This window comes from Acinetobacter sp. YH18001 (assembly GCF_013416975.1).
In the GTDB taxonomy this organism is placed as follows: domain Bacteria; phylum Pseudomonadota; class Gammaproteobacteria; order Pseudomonadales; family Moraxellaceae; genus Acinetobacter; species Acinetobacter pseudolwoffii.
Map to the genome: position 1 here is coordinate 1 of NZ_VPEU01000019.1, position 25,009 is coordinate 25,009.

General features: G+C 43.8%; 20 protein-coding genes and 1 pseudogene. 10 read left to right on the plus strand and 11 right to left on the minus strand.

Annotated features, from left to right (window positions below; translation table 11 throughout):
- Positions 1-127: pseudogene (locus FTV48_RS07885) on the plus strand (IS3 family transposase); the annotation flags it as partial.
- A gap of 157 nt (positions 128-284) precedes the next feature.
- On the opposite strand, the gene trmA reads toward FTV48_RS07885, so the two are convergent.
- Together trmA and putA are read right to left on the minus strand one after the other, a co-directional pair.
- A complete protein-coding gene (gene trmA / locus FTV48_RS07890) occupies positions 285-1,367 on the minus strand; it encodes a tRNA (uridine(54)-C5)-methyltransferase TrmA (RefSeq protein WP_179999924.1) in 1,083 nt (360 codons plus the stop codon).
- Positions 1,368-1,551: 184 nt separating this feature from the next.
- Entirely contained in the window at positions 1,552-5,304 is a 3,753-nt protein-coding gene (putA, locus tag FTV48_RS07895; RefSeq protein ID WP_179999926.1) for a trifunctional transcriptional regulator/proline dehydrogenase/L-glutamate gamma-semialdehyde dehydrogenase, read from the minus strand.
- A 119-nt stretch (positions 5,305-5,423) separates the two neighbouring features.
- Here putA and FTV48_RS07900 point away from each other — a divergent pair, with 119 nt between their 5' ends.
- Positions 5,424-5,918, plus strand: a complete 495-nt coding sequence (locus FTV48_RS07900; RefSeq protein ID WP_100357140.1) for an Lrp/AsnC ligand binding domain-containing protein — start codon at positions 5,424-5,426, stop codon at positions 5,916-5,918.
- Between the two features lie 77 nt (positions 5,919-5,995).
- On the opposite strand, the gene putP is transcribed toward FTV48_RS07900, so the two are convergent.
- On the minus strand, positions 5,996-7,504 hold the full coding sequence (gene putP / locus FTV48_RS07905; protein WP_100357194.1) for a sodium/proline symporter PutP: 1,509 nt from the start codon (positions 7,502-7,504) through the stop codon (positions 5,996-5,998).
- A 419-nt stretch (positions 7,505-7,923) separates the two neighbouring features.
- Between putP and aspA the strand changes: the two genes are divergently transcribed.
- The 5 genes from aspA (at position 7,924) to FTV48_RS07930 (ending at position 15,654) form a co-directional block, all read left to right on the plus strand.
- Entirely contained in the window at positions 7,924-9,366 is a 1,443-nt protein-coding gene (aspA, locus tag FTV48_RS07910; protein WP_074383167.1) for an aspartate ammonia-lyase, read from the plus strand.
- A 130-nt stretch (positions 9,367-9,496) separates the two neighbouring features.
- Complete coding sequence (locus FTV48_RS07915) at positions 9,497-9,862, plus strand: hypothetical protein (RefSeq protein WP_005171129.1); 366 nt, start codon at positions 9,497-9,499, stop codon at positions 9,860-9,862.
- A gap of 123 nt (positions 9,863-9,985) precedes the next feature.
- Positions 9,986-13,444: a transcription-repair coupling factor gene (gene mfd / locus FTV48_RS07920; protein ID WP_179999927.1), complete on the plus strand. Its 3,459-nt coding sequence runs from the start codon at positions 9,986-9,988 to the stop codon at positions 13,442-13,444.
- Positions 13,445-13,672: 228 nt separating this feature from the next.
- Positions 13,673-14,107, plus strand: a complete 435-nt coding sequence (locus FTV48_RS07925) for an HIT domain-containing protein (RefSeq protein WP_004646760.1) — start codon at positions 13,673-13,675, stop codon at positions 14,105-14,107.
- 56 nt (positions 14,108-14,163) lie between these two features.
- On the plus strand, positions 14,164-15,654 hold the full coding sequence (locus FTV48_RS07930) for an adenylate/guanylate cyclase domain-containing protein (RefSeq protein ID WP_179999929.1): 1,491 nt from the start codon (positions 14,164-14,166) through the stop codon (positions 15,652-15,654).
- 66 nt (positions 15,655-15,720) lie between these two features.
- Here the strand turns inward: FTV48_RS07930 and fdx are convergent, their stop codons facing one another.
- The 8 genes from fdx to FTV48_RS07970 form a co-directional block, all read right to left on the minus strand.
- Positions 15,721-16,059 (minus strand): ISC system 2Fe-2S type ferredoxin, encoded by a 339-nt coding sequence (fdx, locus tag FTV48_RS07935; RefSeq protein ID WP_005171126.1) that lies wholly within the window; start codon positions 16,057-16,059, stop codon positions 15,721-15,723.
- Between the two features lie 15 nt (positions 16,060-16,074).
- On the minus strand, positions 16,075-17,934 hold the full coding sequence (hscA, locus tag FTV48_RS07940) for a Fe-S protein assembly chaperone HscA (RefSeq protein WP_179999931.1): 1,860 nt from the start codon (positions 17,932-17,934) through the stop codon (positions 16,075-16,077).
- 34 nt (positions 17,935-17,968) lie between these two features.
- On the minus strand, positions 17,969-18,484 hold the full coding sequence (gene hscB / locus FTV48_RS07945) for a Fe-S protein assembly co-chaperone HscB (RefSeq protein ID WP_100328683.1): 516 nt from the start codon (positions 18,482-18,484) through the stop codon (positions 17,969-17,971).
- Positions 18,485-18,587: 103 nt separating this feature from the next.
- Positions 18,588-18,908 carry an iron-sulfur cluster assembly protein IscA gene (gene iscA, locus FTV48_RS07950; protein WP_005096766.1) on the minus strand — a complete coding sequence of 107 codons (321 nt, stop codon included), beginning with the start codon at positions 18,906-18,908 and terminating at the stop codon, positions 18,588-18,590.
- Positions 18,909-18,942: 34 nt separating this feature from the next.
- Positions 18,943-19,329, minus strand: coding sequence for a Fe-S cluster assembly scaffold IscU (iscU, locus tag FTV48_RS07955; protein WP_005171124.1), 387 nt, complete (start codon positions 19,327-19,329; stop codon positions 18,943-18,945).
- 107 nt (positions 19,330-19,436) lie between these two features.
- Positions 19,437-20,654 (minus strand): IscS subfamily cysteine desulfurase, encoded by a 1,218-nt coding sequence (locus tag FTV48_RS07960; RefSeq protein WP_005171123.1) that lies wholly within the window; start codon positions 20,652-20,654, stop codon positions 19,437-19,439.
- Between the two features lies 1 nt (position 20,655).
- Positions 20,656-21,129 carry an Rrf2 family transcriptional regulator gene (locus tag FTV48_RS07965; RefSeq protein WP_005096769.1) on the minus strand — a complete coding sequence of 158 codons (474 nt, stop codon included), beginning with the start codon at positions 21,127-21,129 and terminating at the stop codon, positions 20,656-20,658.
- Between the two features lie 112 nt (positions 21,130-21,241).
- Positions 21,242-21,892: a hypothetical protein gene (locus FTV48_RS07970; protein WP_179999933.1), complete on the minus strand. Its 651-nt coding sequence runs from the start codon at positions 21,890-21,892 to the stop codon at positions 21,242-21,244.
- Between the two features lie 203 nt (positions 21,893-22,095).
- On the opposite strand from FTV48_RS07970, the gene FTV48_RS07975 reads away from it, so the two are divergent.
- From FTV48_RS07975 to FTV48_RS07985, 3 genes are all read left to right on the plus strand, one after another.
- Positions 22,096-22,575 (plus strand): phasin family protein, encoded by a 480-nt coding sequence (locus FTV48_RS07975; protein ID WP_179999934.1) that lies wholly within the window; start codon positions 22,096-22,098, stop codon positions 22,573-22,575.
- A gap of 157 nt (positions 22,576-22,732) precedes the next feature.
- Entirely contained in the window at positions 22,733-23,005 is a 273-nt protein-coding gene (locus FTV48_RS07980; RefSeq protein WP_004786051.1) for an HU family DNA-binding protein, read from the plus strand.
- Between the two features lie 130 nt (positions 23,006-23,135).
- Positions 23,136-25,001 (plus strand): SurA N-terminal domain-containing protein, encoded by a 1,866-nt coding sequence (locus tag FTV48_RS07985; protein WP_179999936.1) that lies wholly within the window; start codon positions 23,136-23,138, stop codon positions 24,999-25,001.
- Positions 25,002-25,009: the final 8 nt, after the last annotated feature.

Genomic DNA, 25,009 nt, shown 5'->3' on the forward strand with positions numbered 1-25,009 from the left:
AGATATGGTGCTCGATGCATTGGAGCAAGCATTGCACGATCGAGGTATGCCTAAGAATGTGATTCATCATTCAGATAGAGGTGTTCAATATCTTTCTATTCGCTATACCAATCGTTTAGAAGCAGCAGTTGGTCTTTAAAATTTCCGATTGAAGCTCAAAGAGCTAACGATATTTTTAGCTGTACAAATGATAATTTGTTATTAAGTTAATGATTTAAGATATAAAAAAAGGAATTTCGAAAAACTCCTTTTTTGTAACAAGAAAATAAATTGAAACAAATTCTTTATCTTCTTTCTAACAATACGCCCGTTTCTACATGGTGCGTATATGGAAATTGATCAAACATAGCGAATTTGCTGATTTTATGGGTTTGAGACAACTGTTTCAGGTTGTCATGCAATGTGTCTGGATTGCAAGAAATGTAAATAATGCGTTGGAAGCGCTGTAATAGTTTAAGCGTTTCATCATCAATACCGGCACGCGGTGGATCGACAAATACCGTATCGAAATCATAAGTCGCAAGATCAATATTGGCTTCTTGCAGGCGGCGGAAAACACGCTCGCCGTTGTAAGCTTGGGTGAACTCTTCTGCAGAAAGACGCGCGACCTGAATATTCCCAATCTGGTTTTGCTCAATATTCCACTCAGCCGCATAGACTGAAGATTTGGCTAACTCGGTTGCCAGAACACGGCGGAACTTGGTCGAGAGTGGCAGGGTAAAGTTACCATTACCACAATATAATTCCAGCAAATCTTGATCAGATTGCTCTGCTGCATCACATGCCCATTCCAGCATGTTTTGGCAGACTTGGGCATTCGGCTGGGTAAAGCTGCTTTCGATCTGTTTGTATTGATAGGTACGATCAAAAACAGAAAGTTCTTCCACCACATACTCATCAGACAGGACAAACTTCTGTCCACGGCTGCGGCCAATTAACTTGATATTTAACTGTTCTGCCAGTGCTTTGGCTGCCGGTTCCCAGCTTTCATCCAGTTTACGATGATAAATCAGAGAAACCAGAACCTGACCACTTAAGGTCGCCAGAAAATGTACCTCAAACAGACGTATCGATAATAACGGATCTGCTTTGAGCGCTTGCAGTAATTTAGGCATCAACTGATTGATACTGAGGTCTGCAACCGGAAATTCATCAATGCGGATGACTTTTTTCTGTTGATCTTCATTGCGCTCGAACATGGCATAGAACATGTCATCCTCAGTATGCCAGATCCGAAATTCAGCACGCATGCGGAAATATTTTTCAGGAGACTGGAATACTTCGAGGGCAGGTGGTTGATATTCGGCAAACTGAGCGCTGATGCGTTCAATTTTGGCATCGAGTTGTTGCTGATAAGATGAAGTCATATGCAGTAAGAAGTCGCAAATATTTTAAAGCGCAAATGGTAGCAAATAATTGCTGATCTGCCTAAGCCTATTGTGGCTGAGCGGCTTTAAAAACTGCATAAAAAAGACCAAACCCTCTGAGGAGAAAAATTTGGCCGTAAAGAGGAAATCATGAACAGAAAAATGCCAAGATGATTCGATTAATTTAGAGATGACTCATCGTCATCAAACTGGCATTGCCACCAGCTGCTGCCGTATTGATGCTAATGGCCCGTTCAAGCACCAATCGCTCCACCGGAATGTCATGATTGCCTGAGTTTAAATGCGTGATTCCTACAATGGGGCCTTTTCGAGCCGCAATACGCTTCTGTAAATCAATCAATTTCGCAGCATCACCATGATGTAATACAGCATCAAATTCCCCACTTTCAATATCTTGAATAACTTTGAATCGGGTAGCAACTGCTTTTGGCATTGTTTGTAGATATTTCAGCACAAAAGTATTTTCAGCCAATACTGCAGGGCGACTGCCGACCGATAAAATGGCCAAAATTTGCTGAATCTGGTCTTGCTCGGTGTGCGCCAAAGATAGAACACTTTCACGTGGCAGGATCATGTACTGGTTTTCTTCGCCGGTTGGACCTTGCAAACTAAAGCTTTGTCCGGTCGCAATCTGGCTGGGTGCTTTTAAGGAGATTGTGGGGAAAGTTTTAGAGGCCCAAGCCTTAAATTCCTGGACTGGTTTGTGTTCAATAGGGGCTTGATCAGATCGCATGGCATAAGGCTGCGCCAGTTTCTTCTCGGAAAGCTGCTGCATTAAACGGTAGATGTAAAGCGGCCCACCAGCTTTAGGGCCAGTACCGGACAAGCCTTCACCACCGAAAGGCTGAACACCCACAACTGCACCGACGATATTACGGTTGATATACAAGTTACCGACTTCTGCTCGCGCAATCACGGTTTGTATGGTTTCATCAATACGTGTGTGTAAGCCCATGGTCAGACCATAGCCTTTGCTGTTGATCTGTTCCAATAACTGTTCCAGTTCACCATATTTATAGCTGATCAGATGCAGCACCGGACCAAAGACTTCACGCTCCAGATCGTTCAGGTTTGGAAGTTCAATCAATGTTGGCGGAATAAAGGTGCCTTGGGTTAATTCAGTCTCATCTTGGTCAAACATCAGTTGATGGACTTTGTGACCTTTGCTGCGCATCTGCTGAATATGCGTCTGAATATTTTGCTGGGCCTCAAGATCAATCACCGGACCAATATCGGTTTTTAATAAAATCGGATTGCCGACTCTTAACTGCTGCATGGCACCTTTGAGCATCGTGCGCATAGCATCCAGGTTGTCTTCTTGCACACAGAGCACACGCAAAGCAGAACAACGCTGGCCGGCACTGTCATAGGCAGAATTAACCACATCAAGCACCACCTGCTCAGTTAATGCAGATGAATCGACAATCATGGCATTTTGACCGCCGGTTTCAGCAATCAGGGTCACACTTTCGCCAAACTGGTTCAGACGTTCCGCTACAGTTTTTTGCAGAATATGGGCGACCTCGGTTGAGCCGGTAAACATAATGCCCTGAATGCGTGAATCCGCACTGAGCTGCGCACCAATGCTTTCACCTTGACCCGGCAAGAGCTGTAAGACGTCTTGCGGAATGCCCGCTTCCCATAAAATCTGCACCGCTTGTGCAGCAATCAGCGGGGTCTGTTCTGCCGGTTTGGCAATAACGGTATTGCCCGCGACCAGCGCTGCTGAAATCTGGCCGGTAAAAATTGCCAACGGGAAGTTCCATGGACTGATACACAGCACGGTACCCAAAGGTTGAATCTGTGTATTTTCAGCTAAATCCAACATCTGACCGGCATAGTAGCGCAAGAAATCTACCGCCTCCCGGACCTCGGCAATGGCATTGGCATAGGTTTTGCCAGCTTCACGGGACAGAATCACCATCAGTGTCAGCAAACGCTGTTCCATCAGATCCGCGGCTTTATTTAAGCAGGCTGCTCGCTCATTTTTTGGCAAATTGGCCCAGAAACCTTGTGCATTGACAGCTTGCGTTAAGGCAATTTCAGCCTGTTCCTGAGTCGCTTCATAGACTGTACCGACTACATCCTGATGTTGTGCCGGATTGATGATTTGCACTGCGTTACTTGTGTCGGTCCCTGTAAATGCCGTTCCCATGGCTGCTGCCTGAAATTGTGTGTTTTTCAGGCTGGCAGCGACTTCATTTAAGGCGCTCAGCTCTGCATCATTGGCGAGATCCAGACCCGATGAGTTAATACGTGTGCCATACAGATCTTGCGGATAAGGAATATGCGGATGCTTGGCACCGATCATGACTTCCTGCTGTGCAGCTTTTAAAATCGTTTGTTGTGGATTCTCAATCAAATCTTCGATATTTAGGGTTTTGTCGGCAATCCGGTTGACAAAAGACGTATTTGCGCCATTTTCCAGCAAACGACGCACCAGATAAGCCAATAAGGTTTCATGATTGCCGACTGGCGCATAAATACGACAAGGTACACCGAGCTTATTCGCTGACTTGTCGCCCACCACATTTTCATACAAGGGTTCGCCCATGCCATGCAGACACTGGAATTCATATTGACCCGCATAATACTGCTCAGGTTGCGCCAGTTGGTAAATCGTGGCCACGGTTTGTGCATTATGCGTGGCAAATTGCGGATAGATATAATCCGGTTCAGCCAATAATTTACGCGCACAGGCGATATAAGACAGATCGGTATGCACCTTACGAGTGAATACCGGATAGTCCGACATGCCTTCAATCTGTGCTTTCTTGATCTCGCTGTCCCAATAGGCACCTTTGACCAGACGAATCATCAGGCGTTTCTGACTACGTTTGGCCAGATCAACAATATAATCTACCACATAGAAACAGCGTTTTTGATAGGCTTGAATCACAAAGCCAATGCCTTTCCAGTCTTGTAATTGCGGCTCAAAACACAGGCGTTCAAGCAGTTGCAAGGAAATTTCCAGACGATCAGTTTCTTCGGCATCAATGTTTAAACCGATATTGTACTGTTTCGCCAAGACCGCGAGTTTAAGCATTTTTCCATACAGTTCATCATGTACACGATCCATCTGTGCGCGCTGATAACGCGGATGCAGGGCAGAGAGTTTGATGGAAATGCCCGGGCCATCATAAACGTCTTTATCCTGCGAGGCTTGCCCGATGGCATGAATCGCTTGCTGATAATCCTGATAATAGCGTTCCGCATCCGGATCGGTCAGTGCTGCTTCACCAAGCATGTCATAGGAATAACGAAAGCCTTTTTCTTCCAGACGTTCTGCATTTTTCAGTGCCTCATCAATGGTTTCACCCGTCACAAACTGTTCGCCCATCATGCGCATGGCAACATCGACAGCCTTACGGATAATGCCGCGACCACTGCGCGCCAACAGGCCGGTTAATAAACTGGACAGGCTTTTTTGCTGTGGGGTTTCCATTAATTTACCCGTCAGCATCAAGCCCCAGGCTGCGGCATTGACAAACATCAGCTGGCTTTGACCGAGATGTTCTTTCCAGTTGCCCTGATTGATCTTGTCGCGGATCAGCAGGTCACGCGTGGCTTTGTCTGGAATACGCAGCAAGGCTTCGGCCAGACACATCAGGGCAATGCCTTCCTGAGAAGATAGGGAAAATTCCTGTAATAATCCTTGTACGATGCCCGCTTTACCGCCTGAATTTTTACGTTCACGCAAGGAATGCGCCAGATCAAAGGCAAGCGCTTGAATCTTGTCGCTGAGTTCGGAGGAAATTTCACTATGCAGCAAGAGTTCTTCGACGCATTCAGTTTCCGCACGGCGCCATGTGGTATTGATACGTTGTTCGTATTCATTTTTATCTTTGAATTCGGCGATATAATTTGGCTGCTTCATGGCATCTGAACCATAGGTGGGGCTTAGTGTGGTCGGCATAGTGACATCCTGTACTGCTGCAATCAGATCTAGCGGGGCTAACGAGTTTTAATCTATAATCACAGAATATTTGACAAATATCTCACTATAGTTTTTACATTTTTTAGAGAATAATTCTAATGCAGCCTCCTTATTTAAGCCTAGACCGTATAGATATTCGTATCCTGAGTTTATTACAATCCGATGCCAAGTTATCCAATATTAAACTGGCTGAACTGGTAAATTTATCGCCGACCGCGGCACTGGCGCGGGTGCAGAAACTGACCAAAGAAGGCTATATTCTGGGCTACGAAGCCCGTCTGAATCCAAATCTGCTCAATAACGCTTTTGTGGTTTTTGTAGAGATTTTACTGGATAAAACCACACCGAATGTTTTAGATGAGTTTTCCCATGCAGTCCGGCAGATTCCAGAAATTATTGAATGTCATATGATCAGTGGCGGTTTCGATTTTGTGGTAAAAATCCGCTGCGCCAATATGGATGAATTCCGTAAAATTTCCGGGCAAATCTTATGGCAACTGCCCGGGATCAAGGAAACACGCAGTTATCCGGTGATGGAGGTGATTAAAGAAAGTCAGCAGATCCATCTAAAAATACCGGGAAAATCTAAATAATTTGTAGCGTATTAACGACTAATCTAAAAAACACAAAAGGGACTTGAAAGTCCCTTTTATTGTATTGAATATCCAGACTATTTTTTCATTTCAGCCATTTCTTTTTGATATTCAGCTTTGGCCATTTCAAAACGATGTACCACATCATCATTCGGTGCCTTATCCACTAAGCTGACAATCACGATACTCAGGGTAGCCAGAATAAAACCGGGAATAATCTCGTACAGGCCGGTATCACCCATATAGTTTTTCCAGACGATTACCGTCACCGCACCGACCAGCATGCCGACAATCGCGCCGTTGAGGGTCATACGCTTCCAGAACAAAGACAAGATAATCAAGGGGCCAAATGCTGCACCAAAGCCTGCCCAGGCATAAGCCACCAGACCTAAAACCTTGCTGTTCGGATTAATCGCCAAGGCAATCGCAATTAACGCAATTACTAAAACCATAGCACGACCGACCCAGATCAGTTCTTTTTGCGAGGCATTTTTGCGCAGGAAGCTCTTGTATAAATCTTCAGTCAGGGTGGTTGAACAGACCAGAAGCTGACAGCTCAAGGTGCTCATAATCGCGGCCAGAATAGCTGCAAGTACGATGCCAGCGATCCATGGATTAAACAGGATTTTAGTCAATTCCATAAACACGGTTTCAGGGTTCTGGTTCACCACCGAGGCGAATGCTGGATTAACGGTGAAATAGGCAATCCCGATATAACCAGCTGCCACTGCGCCGCCCAGACACAGAATCATCCAGGTCATGCCAATACGGCGTGCAGCAGGAATGGTCTTCACTGAATCTGCTGCCATGAAGCGCACTAAAATATGTGGTTGACCAAAATAACCCAAACCCCAGGCCAGACTGGAAATAATCGCCACCACGCTTAAGCCTTCAAGCATACTGGACGCATGTGGACGGGCAGATTCAAGGATGACACTCACTTGCTGGCTATTGTCACCCAAGGCCAGGAAGGTAATGATCGGGGTCAGCAACAGTGCGAAGATCATCAAACCGGCCTGAAAAGTATCCGTCCAGCTGATTGCCAGAAAACCACCAATACACACATATAAAATTGTCGCCATCGCACCGATGATAAGCGCTGTGGTGTAATTCCAGCCGAACAGGCTTTCAAACAGGCGTGCACCTGCGACCATGCCCGAGGCACAATAAATTGCAAAGAACACCAGAATCACCAAGGCAGACAAGACCCGTAAAATGCGTTTGCGGTCGGAAAAACGGCTGGTGAAATAATCTGGCAGGGTCAGGGCGTTATTCTGGTATTCGGTATGCGCCCGTAGACGACCTGCCACCAGTAACCAGTTTAGCCACGCTCCGATAATCAGGCCGATGGCAATCCAGGCTTCTGACAGGCCAGACAGGTAAATTGCGCCCGGAAGACCCATCAGCAGCCAGCCACTCATATCTGATGCACCTGCGGAAAGAGCTGTGACGACACTGCCCAGACTACGTCCACCTAAAATATATTCATCAAAATTGGAGGTTGCACGGTAAGCATATAAACCGATGGCAATCATGGCGATAATATAAAACATGAAGGTAATCAGGGTCGGATTTAAATAAGTCATAGGCAGGGCATCCTGTAAATATGGAAACCATCGTTCCAGATGATTTTTTGTACGGAGATCACAAGGCAGTGATTCAAGCACGGTTTAAAAATTACACTCTGTAACATTTACACAGCTTTTATGTATGTTTATTGTAAATACCAATTTAACTAGATGGAACTTAAGGAAAGTTAAGCCACTTAACACAGAGAGATAAAGTATTGGATTGAGGCAAAAGAAGCTAATTTAGAATAAGCAATTAAAATATTTAAATTTTAGCTTTTTATTTACATGATCTTACAAAACTCACAGCTTTACTGTATTGGTAATAAATATTAGCAAATTTAGGTTAAAGTCCTCCTATTCGCTCTGTATTTGTTTGCTCATATTGAGACCACACCAAATACGGTGCATCGCCAAGGTATTTTTTAGTGGACAATATGCTGCAAATCGAACCGACCCGCATTGAACGTGACTTATTGGGGGAAAAACAGATCCCATTACACAGCTATTATGGGATTCACACTTTACGTGCCATCGAAAATTTCCAGATTTCAGGATTGGCGATAGGGCAACAATCACATTTTATTCGTGCATTGGCTCAGGTCAAAAAAGCTTCGGCACAGACCAACCTGCATTTTCAAAAAATATCCGAGCAGACGAGTACTGCTATTCAAAGAGCCTGTAATGAATTGATTCAGCATCCTGAAAACTGGCAAGCGGCCTTTCCACTTGATCCTTATCAGGGCGGTGCTGGTACGTCAATTAATATGAATGCCAATGAAGTCATTGCTAATATCGCCTTAGAGATCTTGGGGCATCATAAAGGTGAGTATCACATCCTGCATCCGAATGATCATGTGAATACTTCGCAATCGACCAATGATGTCTATCCAACCGCTTTACGTTTGGCAACTTATAGCAGCCTGAATGAATTATTGGCAGTGCTGAAAGCACTGATTGACTGTTTATATACGAAGGCAGCCGAATTTCAGTATGTGATCAAGATGGGGCGTACCCAGTTGCAAGATGCCGTCCCGATGACCATGGAGCAGGAATTCCGGGCTTTTGCGACTTTATTAAAGGAAGATTTAAAACTGATTGAGCAGATGCGCCAGTTATTGCTGGAAGTCAATTTAGGTGCAACAGCGATCGGGACTGGGGTAAACACGCCGCCAGGTTATGCGACGCGAGTCGTCGAAACTTTGGCGCACCTGACGGGGCTGCCTTTAAAAGGTGCAGAAGATTATGTGGAGGCCACCAGTGATTGTGGTGTCTTTATTATCTTGTCGAGCAGTTTAAAACGCCTGGCAGTGAAACTGTCCAAAATCTGTAATGACTTGCGCTTGCTTAGCTCGGGACCACGTACAGGTCTGGCTGAAATTCGCTTACCGGAATTGCAAGCAGGCTCATCAATTATGCCGGCAAAAATCAATCCTGTGATTCCGGAAGTGGTCAATCAGATTGCCTTCCGGGTCATCGGTAATGATTTGACCATTACTATGGCAGCGGAAGCTGGGCAGTTACAACTGAATGTGATGGAACCTGTGATTGCCCTGACCATGAATGAGTCGATTCAATTGTTGACTCAAGGCATGCAAACCCTGAATCAGAAATGTATTGCTGGCATTCAGGCCAATGAAGAAATCTGTTTAAGTTCGGTCATGCGCAGTGTCGGGATTGTGACCTTACTTGAGCCGATTCTGGGGCATGCCAAATGTGATGAAATTGGTAAACAATGTATGCGTGAAAATAAAACCGTGCCGCAAGTGGTATTGGAACTCGGTTTATTAAGCGAAACACAATTAGAAGAAATCTTTGCATTTGAAAATCTGGTGTCTGAAATACCTGTAGCAGAGAGTCAGCTCGAACAGGTTTCTTGATAGCATAAATTGTCTTGAAACAGCTCAACTCAACTGATTGTTGTGATTTTGACAATTTGCCTCAAGTTCGATATGTGGATTTGAGGCATTTTCATCTAGACTAGGGTCTGAACTTTATTTGGCTGGGTAAATGGCGATGTTTGATAAAATCAGTGCATTATTTAAAACTAATAAACCGACTGCTGCACAGTTATATTTAGACGAGCAGAATATCCAGCATGTCGAAGGCACAGGTTATATCGTGGATGGCATTGACTTAAATCAGGAACTGGCCGCACGCTTAGAATATTTGTCCAATCGCCGTCTAAAACAGTTTGATGATTTAAAAGCTTTATACGACACCGCGATGCTGATCAATGAAAAGATTGATCTGGAAATTGCCCATCAGCGTTTTAATGTGACTTTGGGAAATACCGAAGAGAACCTGCTGCAATTTAAAATGATCCTCAAGAAGTTAAATGATTATTATCGTAACTTTCTGCGAGAGAAAAAATAAGTGTTAAAAGTGGCTTGAAATCGAAGCGTATGGATGTGGCAAGACTGCATAAAAATAACAAAATATCCTGAGATCATCGTGCTAGTATAAGCCTCAGGTTATTTAGACTTTAAAGCTATATCCATGTTCCAACAAGAAATTTCCCAACTCAATTTACCACAACTCAAAGCAGGCGAGAAACGCTGGTTAGGCAATCTGCAAGGTTCCTCGACGGCATTGTTGCTCAAAGAAATCGTGCAGCAGCAATCGCGTTTATTTATTGTGATTGCACGCAATAACCAGCATTTGGGTCAACTGGAAAGTGAACTGGAATTTTATGGGATTAAACCCACGATTTTTCCAGATTGGGAAATTTTGCCTTATGACCGCCTGTCTCCGCACCAGGATATTGTCTCGGAACGTCTGGCGATTTTATCCAATATGCCAAAAACTGGCGTGCTGTTACTTTCTGCCTCAACCTTGGCACAGCGTATCGCACCGACTTCATGGATTTTGGGTGAACATTTTGATATTCACGTCGGACAGAAATTCGATCTGGAACAACAGAAGAAAAAGCTGATTCAGGCCGGTTATCATCTGGTCGATACGGTTTATGATCCGGGTGAGTTTGCGGTACGCGGCAGTATCATGGATATTTATGCCTCGGGGCAGGAAGCACCGATTCGGATTGACCTGTTTGATGATGAAATTGAAAGCCTGAAATTTTTCGATTCCGAAACTCAGCGCACCACACAAAGTTTGCAACAGTTTACCGTATTGCCGGCACAGGAATTTCCACTCAAGGAAGGCCGTGCCACCTTCCGTGACCGTTATGCCGAATTTTTCTCAACTGCCAATCCAAAGAAAAACCCGATCTATCTGGATGTGATGGAGGGCATTGTTTCACCGGGAATCGAGTTTTATTTACCGCTGTTTTTCAGTGCTGAGGCCATGCAAGACCAAAGCTCACTTATTTCGTACTTACCAAAGAATGGCATTGTCATTACAGATCGGGCTTTAGACGAGAGTTTGACCCAATTCTGGCAAGATGTGGTGCGCCGTTATGAAGATCGCCGTCACAATGTTGATCAGCCGATCCTACCCCCAGACAGCCTGTTCTTTCAGACCAATCAGGTTCTGGAGCAGCTGAATCAATTTGCACGTATTATTGCCGCCCAAACGCCTTTTGACCAAAAAGCCGGCGTATTGAACCTCGATACCCAGTTGCCACCACGTCTGCCTGTCGATCCAAAACGTGAAAAACCATTTATTGAAGTCAAAAAATATATCGATCAGGCCAATCATCCGGTTCTGCTGGTGGCAGAGAGTGCCGGACGCCGTGAAAGCTTAAAAGATGCGTTACGACCAAGTCTGGGTGATATTCCGACGGTTGATAACTTTGAGAGCTTTATCACCTCCCTGTATGCGATTGCGATTACCAATGCGCCATTAGAGCGTGGTCTGGTGCTGACCGATCGTGTCAGCATCATTTCTGAAAACCAGCTCTATGAACATCGCGTGGTACAACGCCGCCGTAAACGTCAGCAGGAAGTTTCAGAAGAATTTCTGATTCGCAGTCTGACTGAACTGACCATGGGCGCGCCTGTGGTGCATATTGATTATGGAGTTGGGCGTTATGCCGGTCTGGTCACCTTAAGTATTGATGATCAGGATCATGAATTCTTGCAGCTGGATTATGCCGATGCGGCCAAAGTCTATGTGCCGGTGACCAATCTGCATTTAATCAGCCGATATAGCGGTGGTGATCCGGATCTGGCACCATTGCATAAGCTCGGGACAGATGCATGGAATAAAGCCAAACATAAAGCGCTGGAACAGATTCATGATGTTGCGGCCGAGTTGCTGCATATTCAGGCACGCCGTGTCTCTAAACCCGGCATCAGTTTTGAAATTGATCAAAGTCTGTATATGCAGTTTGCCAGTGGCTTTGCCTATGAAGAAACACTGGATCAGGCCAATGCGATTGAAGCCACGCTGCATGACATGCAACAAGCCAAACCGATGGATCGACTGGTCTGTGGTGATGTCGGCTTTGGTAAAACGGAAGTGGCGATGCGTGCTGCATTTGTTGCGGTACAGAATAACCGGCAGGTGGCGATTCTGGTGCCAACCACCTTGCTGGCACAACAGCATTATGATTCATTCAAAGACCGCTTTGCCGATTGGCCAGTTCGGATTGAAGTGCTGTCACGTTTCGGTTCTTCCAAAGCACATACCAAGACCATTGACGACCTGATTGAAGGGAAAGTGGATATCGTGATTGGTACGCATAAAATTTTGCAGGAAAATGTCCAGTTTAAAAATCTTGGCCTGATGATTGTCGATGAAGAACATCGCTTCGGAGTACGTGACAAGGAGCGGATCAAGGCGATGCGTGCCGATGTCGATATGTTGACCCTGACAGCCACTCCAATTCCGCGTACACTAAATATGGCCTTTAGTGGCATGCGTGATCTATCGATTATTGCCACACCGCCGGCACGCCGTCTTGCGGTGAAAACCTTTGTGCAAGAACATACCGATGACACCATTAAAGAAGCGATTCTGCGTGAACTGTTGCGTGGTGGTCAGGTCTATTTCCTGCACAATGAAGTCGATACGATTGACCGTGCCGCAGCGCATATTCGTACATTGGTGCCGGAAGCCCGGGTGATTGTGGCACATGGTCAGATGCGTGAACGTGAACTGGAGCAGGTGATGCAGCAGTTCTATCACAAGGAATACAATGTTCTGGTCTGTTCGACCATTATTGAAACCGGGATTGATGTCCCAAATGCCAATACCATTTTGATTGAACGTGCTGACAAACTGGGCCTGGCACAATTACATCAGCTCCGTGGCCGAGTCGGGCGCTCGCATCATCAGGCCTATGCCTATTTAATGGTGCCGTCTTTAAAAGCCTTAAAAGGCGATGCCGAAAAACGTCTGGATGCGATCCAGCGTGCTTCGACCTTGGGGGCCGGATTTATGCTGGCCACCGAAGATCTGGAAATTCGCGGGGCAGGTGAATTACTCGGCGAACAGCAGAGCGGTTCAATGCAGGCGATTGGTTATAGCCTGTATATGGAAATGCTGGAAAAAGCCACCAAAGCCATTCAAAAAGGTAAAACCCCAAACTTCGATGCACCCTTGTCATTGACCGCAGAAATTACCCTGCATATGCCAGCGCTCATTCCGGATGATTATCTCGGAGATGTGCATCAGCGTCTGTTGTTCTATAAGCGTATCAGTAATACTGATACTCAGGAGAAGCTGGACAATATCCGGATGGAATTGATCGACCGTTTTGGCATACCGCCACAACCGGTCAAACAGCTCTTTGCCGTACATCAGATTCGTCTCAAAGCCGAGCAGCTTGGCATCACCAAAATTGATATTAGTGCTCAAGGTGGGCATGTGGAATTCGCGCCAGATACCCCGGTTCAGGCCATGACCATTATCCAGATGATGCAGAAACATCCAACCTATTTCCGGATGAATGGCGGGCAACGTCTTAAGGTCATGGTCATGCTGGAAGATTACCAAAAGCGGATTCAGTTTATTCAGGATTTGCTGGACAGTCTATTGAAAGAAGTGGGCTAATTTGATTTAGACTAAATCAGTTTAAAACTTCATGATACATTTCATTTTCATTGAAATTTTCAGGAATGATAAACCAGATTTTTTAATGAAATGTTCGAACAAATTCTCGTGATGCGCCTTGCAACAAATCATGAGAATTTGTCTTTAAACACATTGCTTTCAATATTCAGCTTCGGTTGGATATGTTAGTATTAGCCATCATTCTAATTTTGCATCATTTATAAAGATATGTTTAGTTTGCATCCACAACTTGCTCAAGATACTTTTTTTGTAGGCGACTTTCCTTTGTCAACATGTCGTTTGATGAATGATATGCAATTTCCCTGGCTGATCCTGATTCCACGTGTGCCGGGTGTCTCTGAATTATATGAATTGAGCCAAGCTGACCAAGAGCAGTTTTTACGTGAATCAAGCTGGTTATCAAGCCAGCTGGCACGTGTTTTCCGTGCGGATAAAATGAATGTCGCGGCATTGGGCAATATGGTTCCGCAATTGCATTTTCATCATGTGGTTCGTTATCAGAACGATGTAGCATGGCCGAAGCCTGTTTGGGGTACACCAGCTGTTCCTTATAGCAGTGAAGTATTGGCACATATGCGTCAAACACTCATGCTGGCGCTACGTGGTCAAGGTGATATGCCATTTGACTGGCGTATGGACTGATTAGCCCCAAGTATTCCGAGATCTATGAACGATTGCGGATTTCAGGGAGTGACTGAATGCAATTAGACGACTGGATTCAAAAAGAACCACAACAGTTTGAATATTTTCATCGCTTGATGGGCTATATCATGCTGTCTCTGGTTCTGGTCGTCTTTCATTACACTGAACCGGATACCCAGTATCAGCTCTTTGTTCCTGTATTTTTATTCCTGATTTTATTGATTAGCTCGAAACTGTCGCGCTGGTTGATCTATCGCCATGATTATCGTATTCGGCGCAATGTTCTTTTTCTGATTGATGTTATTGTCATTGTAGTGGTTTTAGCCGCAGTACAGCTGGATCTGGTATTGTCCTTGCTGGGTTTGGTGGCAATACTCTATACCGCAATCAGTAATAAAATTTCATTGATGATGGCTTCTCTGGCCAGTCTGGTCGGGATCACCGTTTTTTATCTGGCCAATATTCTGGTCTTTGGTTTTGGGACTTATTTTGAACCGACCAGCAGTGAACTGACGGTTTTAGGCTTCATCTGCCTGATTACCTATTTTGGTGTCGGAAGTTTTTATCAAAGTGGTCGTGTGCAATATATGACCCAGAAGAAAAATCATTATTTTGAACAGATGAACCGTTATATGGAATTTGCCAATCAGCTGAGTCGTTATGCGCCTGTGCAGTTGTGGCAATCCATCATGAAAGGTGAATCTGAAGCGAAAATTGAATATAAGCGTAAAAAGTTAACAATTTTCTTCTCGGATATTCAAGGCTTTACAGAACTGTCTGAAACGCTTATTCCAGATGATTTAGCATTCTTGCTCAATGATTATTTGCGGCATATGACCGAAATCGCCAAAAATTATGAAGCGACTGTTGATAAATTCATGGGGGATGCCATCCTGATTTTCTTTGGTGATCCAAACTCTGAAGGCGTAGAGCAGGATGCCAAGAACTGTATGGAAATGGCGATTGCCATGCGTCAGCAAATGAAACTGCTGCGTGAGCGCTGGATTAAAATGGGTTATCCGCCACTGCATATCCGTATGGGTATTTCGACCGGTTATTGCCACGTCGGGAATTATGGTGCGACGCATCGGATGGCCTATACCATTGTAGGACGAGATGCCAACTTGGCAGCGCGCTTACAGAGTGCAGCTGAAGTGGATGAAATCCTGATTTCAGAAGATACTCATAATCTGATCAAAAATGATTATTTATGTGCGCCGAAGAAACCAATTTTCTTGAAAGGCATTAAAGCACCGGTAAGAACCTGGCAGCTAATGGAAAAATATGCATCGCAGAAAGTTGAGTATCAACGTTGGTTCGACTATGAATATAAAGGCTTTCATTTACTGCTCAATCTAGACGAAGTACAAAACTTTGAATATCCAGAATTGATTCATGTACTGGAAAAAATGATTAAACGCATTGAAACTCAGCAGAAATTGACCAACTCTCAGGGCATCGTCAAGCTTAAACTTGAAGATGAAGTGATTGAGCATCTCCAGCCACAAGACGAATTTGAATCACTCAAAGACTCCAAAATAATTTAATCATTCTCATAAATATAAAAAACCACGTCTAAGCGTGGTTTTTTATATGATCTTTCAAGAAAAATCTTAATGATTTTCCGAAGCATGATTGATGGTGTATTTTGGAATTTCAATTTCCAGATCTTCATCGACCAGTGTGACCTGACAAGAAAGACGCGAATCAGGTTCCAGACCCCAAGCGCGATCCAGTAAATCTGCTTCTACATCATCCATTTCTTCGAGGCTGTCGAAGCCTTGACGTACCACAACGTGGCACGTCGTACATGCAGCTGACATATCGCAGGCATGTTCGATTTTAATGCCATTTTTGAGCAGGCTTTCGCACAGGTTGGCATTGTGTTCGACTTCAAACTCAGCACCTTCGGGGCAAATCTGCGCATGTGGAAGAACTTTAATACGTGGCATAGTCGTTACCTTAAATTAGTTTGAGTTTGACCAGTCGTCGAGTTTAGTGCCCTTAAGAGCGGCATCAATATGTTGATTCATACGTGCTGCTGCAAAAGCATCACTATGTATTTTAAGCTGTTCAACTGCAGATTCAATCGCTTTGATGTCTGAACCTTGAAGCTCGGTTTCAAGTTGTGCCTGTGCAGTTTGCAGTGCTGCCAGTTGCTCTTCAGTCAACAGAGCGGCATCTACTTTTAGTGCCTGAACCAGTGCTTCCAGCTCACGCTGGGCTTCAACTTTGGTTTCATTCAAATGACGCAGATTTTTATCTTCCTCGGCAAATTTATAACCGTCAAGCAACAGGCGCTCGGTATCTTCACCAGATAAGCCATAAGATGGCTTAATATCAATTTGCGCATGCACGCCAGATGTTGTTTCTTTGGCAGATACCATCAACAAACCATCAGCATCGACCTGGAAAGTTACTTCGATACGTGCCTGACCGGCTGTCATTGGTGGAATGCCATGCAAGACAAAACGACCCAGACTACGACAATGTTCAACCAGATCACGTTCACCTTGAACCACATGGATCAACATGGCAGTCTGGCCATCTTGATAGGTGGTGAATTCCTGACGACGTGCTACAGGAATCGCAGTATTACGTGAAATTAAACGTTCCACCAGTCCGCCCATGGTTTCTAAACCTAAAGACAGTGGGGTAACATCCAGTAATAAGGAACCATCAGTCGAGTTGCCAATCAGTTGGTTTGCTGTAATCGATGCGCCAATGGCAACCACTTCATCCGGGTTAATCGTGCACAGCGGTTCTTGGCTAAATACGTCACCAACTGCTTTTTGTACGGCATAAGAACGGGTTGAGCCACCCACTAGAACCACATTTTGAATGTCATCCAGTTCAAGCTTGGCATCACGCATCACACGTTTACATACGCTGATGGTTTTGTCCAAAGCAACTTTAATGATTTCTTCAAAGGTTGGACGGTCAAGGTTTAAAACTTGATCGAGTAATTGAATCTGAACAGTTTCAGCATCTGAAAGTGCTTCTTTGGCCTTACGCGCTGCCACAATAAAATGTGCATATTCAGCATCATCTAAGGTTTCGATGTTTAGCTGTTTCTTGGCCCATTTCAGAATTAAACGGTCCAGATCATCACCACCGAGGGCAGTGTGGCCGCCAGTCGCCAGCACTTCAAACACGCCTTGAGAGAAGCGCAGAATCGAAACGTCGAAAGTACCGCCACCCAAGTCATAAATCACATAGTTGCGATCTGTACTCAAGTTGCTTTCCTGATCGAGGCCATAAGCCACAGCAGCAGCGGTTGGCTCATTCAATAAACGTAAAACATTCAAACCGGCAAGCTGGGCAGCATCTCGGGTTGCCTGACGCTGTGCTTCATCAAAATACGCTGGAACGGTAATCACTGCACCATTCACCGGATTTTGCAGACTTGCTTCAGCACGATCTTTGAGCTGCTTTAAAATTTCTGCAGAAATTTCAACCGGAGTTTTACGACCTTGTGCGGTTTCAAAAGCCGGCATTTCATTCGCTTCGCCCACCAAGGCATAAGGATGCTGGAATTTGATATCCGCTTGAGAGCGCCCCATGAAACGCTTGACTGAAACGATGGTATTTTTAGGATCGCTGGTAATAAAAGGCGCGGCTTCATTACCATATTGAGTCTGCTGTTCTGCATAATGCACGATAGAAGGAAGTAGCACACGACCTTGTTCGTCATTCAGCACTTTGGCTTTACCTGAAAGAACCGTGGCAACCAAAGAGTGGGTGGTGCCTAAATCGATACCAATCGCAATGCGGTGTTCATGTGGTGCACTTGATTGACCTGGTTCTGCAATTTGCAAGAGAGCCATAGTGTTACATCCTTTGCACGTTAAATATTAAAAATTAGAAATCATCATCAAGGTCAAAGCTGTCATCGTCCAGGAAGCGGTCTTCCGCCTTGTCGATATCTGCCATGACTTTAACAAAGAAGCGTAGTTTACGCACTGTATCGCGTGCTTCAGCCCAGTCTTCATCGGTATAGTCAATTTTAAACTCACGAACCAGCCCGTCAATCCATTGCTGTACTTCAACTTTCAGTGAAGTTAAATCTTCAGCAGAGGTGGCATCGTCGAGTTGTTCACGAATTTCCAGAGCGTCCTGCAAGAATTCAAAATCACTGATCGATTGATCTAAGTGATAATCCTGTTTCTTGAGGGACAATAAATACGCTGCACGGCTATCGACCGCTGACAAAACTTTAAAAGCCTGATTGATATCACTTGATTTAATCAGGGCCTGATCTTTGTCTTCAGCTTTATCGGGATGATATTGTTGCTGTAACTTTAAAAATTCAGTTTTTAAAGTTGTCAAATCAATATCGAGTGCTACTGGAAGATTGAACAGCTCAAAATGATTCATGGGAGATGGGGTCCGCGATTAATGTGCAAAAATAACTGTATAAATGCAATTAAAACAGTGTGAAACACACTGTTTTAATGTCAAAAGAGAATAACTGCCGGGTTTATACAGTGAAGGATTCACCACAACCGCATTCGCCTTTTTTGTTGGGGTTGTTAAATTCAAAGCCTTCGTTCAAGCCGTTTTTAACATAGTCCATCTCCATACCTTCAAGATAAACCAGACTTTTCGGATCAATGAATACTTTAACCCCAAACTGCTCAAATGCTTGGTCATGTGTATCGACTTCGTCAACGAACTCGAGTACATAAGCCAGACCAGAACAGCCTGAAGTTTTCACACCAACGCGAATGCCTTCACCCTTACCGCGATTTTTTAAATAATTGCTGATATGAGTTGCAGCATTTTCAGTTAAATGGATCATGAAAACTCCGTTAAAATTTAAAAACGTGGAACAATTAAGCTTTAACTTTCTTGTTACGGTAGTCTTCTACAGCTGCTTTGATTGCATCTTCTGCAAGAACAGAGCAGTGTACTTTTACTGGTGGAAGTGCCAGTTCAGTTGCAATATCGATATTCTTGATTGCTTGAGCTTGATCCAAAGTTTTACCTTTGAGCCATTCAGTCACCAAAGAACTTGATGCGATTGCTGAACCACAACCATAGGTTTTAAAACGTGCTTCTTCAATCACGCCTGCATCGTTGACTTGAATCTGTAAACGCATCACGTCACCACATGCGGGTGCACCAACCATACCGGTACCAACGTTTTCAGCATTTTTATCTAAAACGCCAACATTACGAGGGTTTTCGTAATGATCAATTACTTTTTCGCTATAAGCCATGTTGCTTCTCCAAACCTCGGGGTCAGCCTTAGTATTATTAAATATGGGGGTTAAAAAACTTTTCTCAATGAGATAGTAACCGATTGGTCACTATCTCAGAATGAAGATTAGTGCTCAGCCCATTCAACTTTAGAAAGGTCGATACCTTCTTTAAACATATCCCAAAGCGGAGAAAGTTCACGTAACTTCTCAACAGCAGCTTTAGTGATACTCAATACATGATCGATATCTTCTTCAGTGGTGTATTTACCAAAGCTGAAGCGGATCGAACTGTGTGCAAGCTCGTCTGAAAGACCCAATGCACGAAGTACATAAGAGGGTTCAAGTGTTGCAGAGGTACATGCTGAACCTGAAGATACCGCAGCATCTTTCAAGGCCATCATCAGTGATTCACCTTCAACAAAGTTGAAGCTGATATTCAAGTAGTTCGCTACGTTTTGTGTAGGATGACCATTCAAGAACACCTGTTCAAGGTCTTGTACGCCATTCCAAAGCTTGTCGCGAAGTACACGTAAGCGGGTTTGTTCAGCTTCCAGATTCTTGCCTGCAAGTTCGAATGCTTCACCCATCCCCACGATTTGATGCGTTGCCAGCGTACCTGAACGCATACCACGTTCATGACCGCCACCATGCATTTCAGCTTTTAGGCGTACACGTGGGCTACGACGTACAAACAGGGCACCAATACCTTTAGGGCCGTAGATCTTGTGCGCAGAGAAGCTCATCAGGTCTACTTTTAAAGTTGAAAGATCAATTTCAACTTTACCTGCCGCTTGTGCTGCATCGACATGGAAGAAAATTTTGTTGGCACGAGTGATTTCACCAATCGCTGCAACATCAGTAACCGTACCGATTTCGTTGTTCACCATCATCAGTGAAACCAGAATCGTATCTGGACGAATTTCTGCTTGAACCATTTCCGGAGTAATTAAACCGGTTTGCGGCTGTGGTTCAATATAGGTAATCTCAAAACCTTCAGACTCTAACTCACGGCACGTATCTAAAATTGCCTTGTGTTCGATTTTAGAGGTAATGATATGTTTACCTTTCGATGCATAGAAATGAGCCACACCTTTAAGCGCAAGGTTGTCTGATTCGGTTGCACCTGAAGTCCATACGATTTCACGTGGATCAGCTTTAATTAAATTAGCGACCTGTTCACGTGCATATTCAACTTTTTCTTCTGCTTGCCAGCCATAAGCATGTGAACGAGATGCAGCATTACCGAAGGTACCTTCGAATGTTAAACATTCCATCATACGTTCAGCAACCTGAGGATCTACCGGAGTCGTAGCTGCATAATCAAGATAAATCGGACGTTTCATGTCAAATACCTGTAACCGATAAAAGGGCTGAATCAAAGGGTGCTGAATTTTGGCGTAATGACACTGTTTGTACATTGTCACGTGCAACCAGATCAGCAAGCGAGATTTTTGCTAAATAATCGGCAATGTGGTGGGAGAGTTCCTGCCATAAATCATGAGTCAAGCACATCGCACCATTCTGGCAGTTGCCTTTATGGTCACAGCGAGTCGCATCAACTGTTTCGTTTACAGCTTCGATAATTGCTAACACAGTAATTTCATCTGCATTACGTGCTAAATGGTATCCACCATTTGCTCCACGAACACTTGAAACTAAGCCATGGCGCTTGAGTTTCGCAAATAACTGCTCAAGATACGCAACAGAAATAGTTTGACGTGCCGCAATTTCGGCGAGCGTAATCGTTTTTTCAGAAGGCTGCAAAGCTAGATCAAGTAGAGCAGTCACAGCGTAGCGACCGCGAGTGGTTAGGCGCATGATTCGATACACATGGTTAGACTAGATGTGTCGATTTTAAGAATCCCGACTAAATTAGTCAAGTTATTTTTAGTAGACCTTAGTGGGATTTAATTTTTTCATAATGAAAGATTTAGATACTGAGCCAATTATACACTAATAACGTAATCAAAAGTATGCTACTCAGGCCAAAAACAATATTAATGCGCTTTTGACGGCGTTCGATCCGTTTCAGGCGGTTTTTATACTGTTTGACTTCTACTTGCAAGGTATTGATCTTGGAACGCTGCTCTTCAATTTTCTTTAAGAGTGGTGCTATACGCTTTTTGGACGCAATAATTTCCGTTTCATCAGTGGGTGTTTCAGACAGCCAGTGTTTCCAGTCGGCTAATACTTTTGGCAAGCTGAATACTGTTAATAAATCACGAAATTCGTCTTTCAAAACCTGATGACCATCAATGCGCATACTACGAATGCTACGACGATTGCCAAAAATAAAAATTTTGATCAGATCGGGAAGTGTAGTACGCACATCCAGATCTACAATGCGACCCGGTGCTTTATGGTCAAATAAAAGACCATTTGTGGTAAATTGCACATAAAAGTCGAAATATGGAATATAGCTATTGATTTTAATCGAGATATTTTCATCTACAAACTTCTTGGCTTGTAATGCAACGACACGATCATGCTTGAGAATGAAGGTAAATATTGTTTCTAAAACAATTAACATCATCGTAAGCAACAAATGCGGTTGATTTTGACTTTGTTGCGATTCGCTCATATACAACCAATCCTTACCTGAAATATAAAGTGAAAAAGCTTCCTGCCTGTGAAGAGATTTCAGGGTTAAATCAAATTAGACTTGAAATAAATTGCTTTGTAGAACAGTTTAGCAAATCTATCAAGTACTAAATTTGCTATTATGCAGTGATTTTGTAGAATAATTTATAATAATTGCGCAGAAAACAAACAGGAGCCGTGCACATGGACGAGTCAAAAACAGCACAAGACTCAGCTGAAGCTTTAAACCAGAAAACAATGAAAGCCAAGTCCAAATCTGCCTCGGAGCGCAAATCGGCTCTTGATTTTCGTAAATACACCAAACAGATCTGGCTGGCTGGACTGGGAGCATTTTCACGTGCCGAAGAAGAAGGCAATAAACTGTTTGACTCACTGGTCAAGGTTGGAGAAGAACTGGAGTCTAAAACTGCAGATATTGCAGATCAAACTGTAGAAAAGGTCTCGGAAAAGGCCAAAGAGTCGGTTACAGACACCAAAGATAAAGTGGAAAAATTGATCGACAACTCTGTTCATCACTCATTGAATCGTATAGGATTAGTCACACTTAAGGATGTACAGCATTTGGAACGTTTAATCCTTCAGTTGCATGCCAAGGTTGATCAGTTGACTGTGGAACAAGAAAAAATGCAGGGAGAATTGTCGAAAAAAACACAAATAAAATGACTTTATTTATTATTCAATGTTTTTTTCGCATTTTTTTTGAAAAAAAAGAGGTTCTTAAGTATTGCGTTTATACCTAAAGCATTGCTATAAAGGCGTTATGGCATGTTAAACAAATTCTTGAACCTTAAATAAACGATATTAAGAGGACGTAATCTTCATGAATAAATCAGAATTAATTGATGCAATTGCAGAGAAAGGGGGATTATCTAAGGCTGACGCAGGTAAAGCTTTAGATGCTACAATTGCTTCTGTTACTGAAGCTTTAAAAGCGGGTGATACAGTTACTTTGGTTGGTTTTGGTACTTTCGGTGTAAAAGAACGTGCTGCACGTACTGGCCGTAACCCACAGACTGGCGCTACTCTTGAGATCAAAGCAAGCAAAGTGCCTAGCTTCAAAGCGGGTAAAGGCTTAAAAGACGCTGTAGCTTAAGCTTACCCAGCGATGAAACGCGCCTTCTTTGGCGCGTTTTTTATTGATAAAATAAATTGTGATGATTAACACATTCATTCAATGGGTATTTTCGGTTAAAATCCTTTGCAAATAAAATATTGGAATACTTATGGAAGCTTTTCGTAAAGTTATTAAGGGTTGGTTGGGTAAAGTTTTACTCGTTCTGTTTTTGACCCCGTTAGCGCTTGTAGGTATTGAAGGATATTTTAGCGGCGGGAGCTCTGATGCGGCAAAATCCGTGAACGGAACTGAAATATCTCAAAAAGAATTAGAGTCACTGACGAAATCATTTAAAGAACAATATCTCAGTTATGCCAATGGCGATGAAACCTTGCTGAATCAAAGCTTCATTGACCAGAAAGCCATGGATACTTTGGTTTCACGTACTTTATTGCTACAACAGGCAGAAGAATTAGGCATCAGCCTGAGTGACCAGCAAATTGTACAGATGATTGCCCAGCAGCCGACTTTCCAGCAAGATGGTAAGTTCTCTGATGCTTTATATGAGAACTATCTTAAATCAATTGGCATGACCAATCGTGCTTTAGTCGAAAGTTTGCGTAAAGATCATGCGCTGAAAATGCTGTCTTCGACATTCCTGGACTATCCACTGGTGAGTCCGGTCGAAATGCAGCAAATTGCCGATTTACAGACTGAACAGCGTCATATTCATATTTCCAGTATTAATCTGGACAGTTATAAACAAGATGTCAAAGTCAGCGATGCTGAAGTCGCTGCCTATTATGAACAGCACAAGGGATCGTTTACACAGCCGACCAGTGTCGATGTCGACTATGTGGTGTTGAAGCCAAGTGATATTCAAGCACAGGGTTTGGCAGTGACAGATGCTGAACTTCAGGAAGCGTATACAGCCTTTGTTGCGACACAAAAACAGGCAGTTAAACCAGAGGTGAAGCATATTTTGATTACGGCGGACAGTCGTAGTGATGCTGAAGCACAAAAACTGGCTGCAGAAGTGGCAGCGAAAATTAAAGCCGGTAACACTTTTGCACAGGCTGCAGCACAATATTCTGAAGATCCTGAATCCAAGTCTAAAGGCGGAGCAATTGCAGTTTATGAAACTGGCGTATTTGGTAGCACATTTGATCAGACTGTTAGCTCTTTAAAATCAGGTCAGGTCTCTGCTCCTGTGAAAACAGATTATGGTTATCATATTATTTCTGTGCAATCGCCTGATGTGGCTGTGCCATCTTTTGAGTCACAAAAAGCACGTTTATCTGAAGAGGTTTTGACTGCTAAAAAATCCAATGCATTCTCCGATACGGTGAATAGCTTGAATGATATGGTGGTGGGAAGTGATTCTCTGGAGGTTGTTACACAAGAAGTGAAAGGCGTGCAGGTTCAGAAAGCCCAAGGAGTAAAACTTTCAACCCGTGACCCAGTGTTGAGCGATGCCAACCTTAAAGTCAAACTGTTTAATGATGATGTCAAAAATGGTGATCGTAATGCTTCATCAAGCATTCAGTTGGCCAATGGTGATGTGGCCTGGATCAAGGTGCGTGACTATCATGCAGCTGGTGAACAAACACTGGCAGAAGCGAAACCGCGTGTTCAGGCTCAATTGATTGAAGACAAAGCCGCTGCTTTGGCAAAAGCAAAAATTCAGAAAGCTCTGGATGAGTTCAAAACCAAACCTGCTGCATCAGTCGCCAAAGGTGCTTTGATTTTTGAAGATGCTGGCGTGTATACCCGTGCTGAAGGTTTGCTAAAACGTGATGTACAACGTGCCGCTTTTAGTCTTCCGACACCAAAAGCAGGCCATTGGTCAGTGACCACAGCGAAAATGCCAAATGAGCTGGTCGTGGTTGCGGTATCAGAAGTAAAGAAAAACCCGGTGGATGTATTGAGTGCAGAGCAACGTAGTGAGTTGGTGAAGTTGTATCAGCAACTTCGTGGTCAGCAAGAATTTGATGACTATACGCGCTACCTGAAATCTCAGGCAAAAATCAAATAAGACGATCT

Coding starts and splice junctions, on each gene's coding strand:
- trmA (WP_179999924.1), bottom strand. CDS start 1,367: ATGACTTCATCTTATCAGCAACAACTCGATGCCAAAATTGAACGCATC.
- putA (WP_179999926.1), bottom strand. CDS start 5,304: ATGCCGACCACACTAAGCCCCACCTATGGTTCAGATGCCATGAAGCAG.
- FTV48_RS07900 (WP_100357140.1), top strand. CDS start 5,424: ATGCAGCCTCCTTATTTAAGCCTAGACCGTATAGATATTCGTATCCTG.
- putP (WP_100357194.1), bottom strand. CDS start 7,504: ATGACTTATTTAAATCCGACCCTGATTACCTTCATGTTTTATATTATC.
- aspA (WP_074383167.1), top strand. CDS start 7,924: ATGCTGCAAATCGAACCGACCCGCATTGAACGTGACTTATTGGGGGAA.
- FTV48_RS07915 (WP_005171129.1), top strand. CDS start 9,497: ATGGCGATGTTTGATAAAATCAGTGCATTATTTAAAACTAATAAACCG.
- mfd (WP_179999927.1), top strand. CDS start 9,986: ATGTTCCAACAAGAAATTTCCCAACTCAATTTACCACAACTCAAAGCA.
- FTV48_RS07925 (WP_004646760.1), top strand. CDS start 13,673: ATGTTTAGTTTGCATCCACAACTTGCTCAAGATACTTTTTTTGTAGGC.
- FTV48_RS07930 (WP_179999929.1), top strand. CDS start 14,164: ATGCAATTAGACGACTGGATTCAAAAAGAACCACAACAGTTTGAATAT.
- fdx (WP_005171126.1), bottom strand. CDS start 16,059: ATGCCACGTATTAAAGTTCTTCCACATGCGCAGATTTGCCCCGAAGGT.
- hscA (WP_179999931.1), bottom strand. CDS start 17,934: ATGGCTCTCTTGCAAATTGCAGAACCAGGTCAATCAAGTGCACCACAT.
- hscB (WP_100328683.1), bottom strand. CDS start 18,484: ATGAATCATTTTGAGCTGTTCAATCTTCCAGTAGCACTCGATATTGAT.
- iscA (WP_005096766.1), bottom strand. CDS start 18,908: ATGATCCATTTAACTGAAAATGCTGCAACTCATATCAGCAATTATTTA.
- iscU (WP_005171124.1), bottom strand. CDS start 19,329: ATGGCTTATAGCGAAAAAGTAATTGATCATTACGAAAACCCTCGTAAT.
- FTV48_RS07960 (WP_005171123.1), bottom strand. CDS start 20,654: ATGAAACGTCCGATTTATCTTGATTATGCAGCTACGACTCCGGTAGAT.
- FTV48_RS07965 (WP_005096769.1), bottom strand. CDS start 21,129: ATGCGCCTAACCACTCGCGGTCGCTACGCTGTGACTGCTCTACTTGAT.
- FTV48_RS07970 (WP_179999933.1), bottom strand. CDS start 21,892: ATGAGCGAATCGCAACAAAGTCAAAATCAACCGCATTTGTTGCTTACG.
- FTV48_RS07975 (WP_179999934.1), top strand. CDS start 22,096: ATGGACGAGTCAAAAACAGCACAAGACTCAGCTGAAGCTTTAAACCAG.
- FTV48_RS07980 (WP_004786051.1), top strand. CDS start 22,733: ATGAATAAATCAGAATTAATTGATGCAATTGCAGAGAAAGGGGGATTA.
- FTV48_RS07985 (WP_179999936.1), top strand. CDS start 23,136: ATGGAAGCTTTTCGTAAAGTTATTAAGGGTTGGTTGGGTAAAGTTTTA.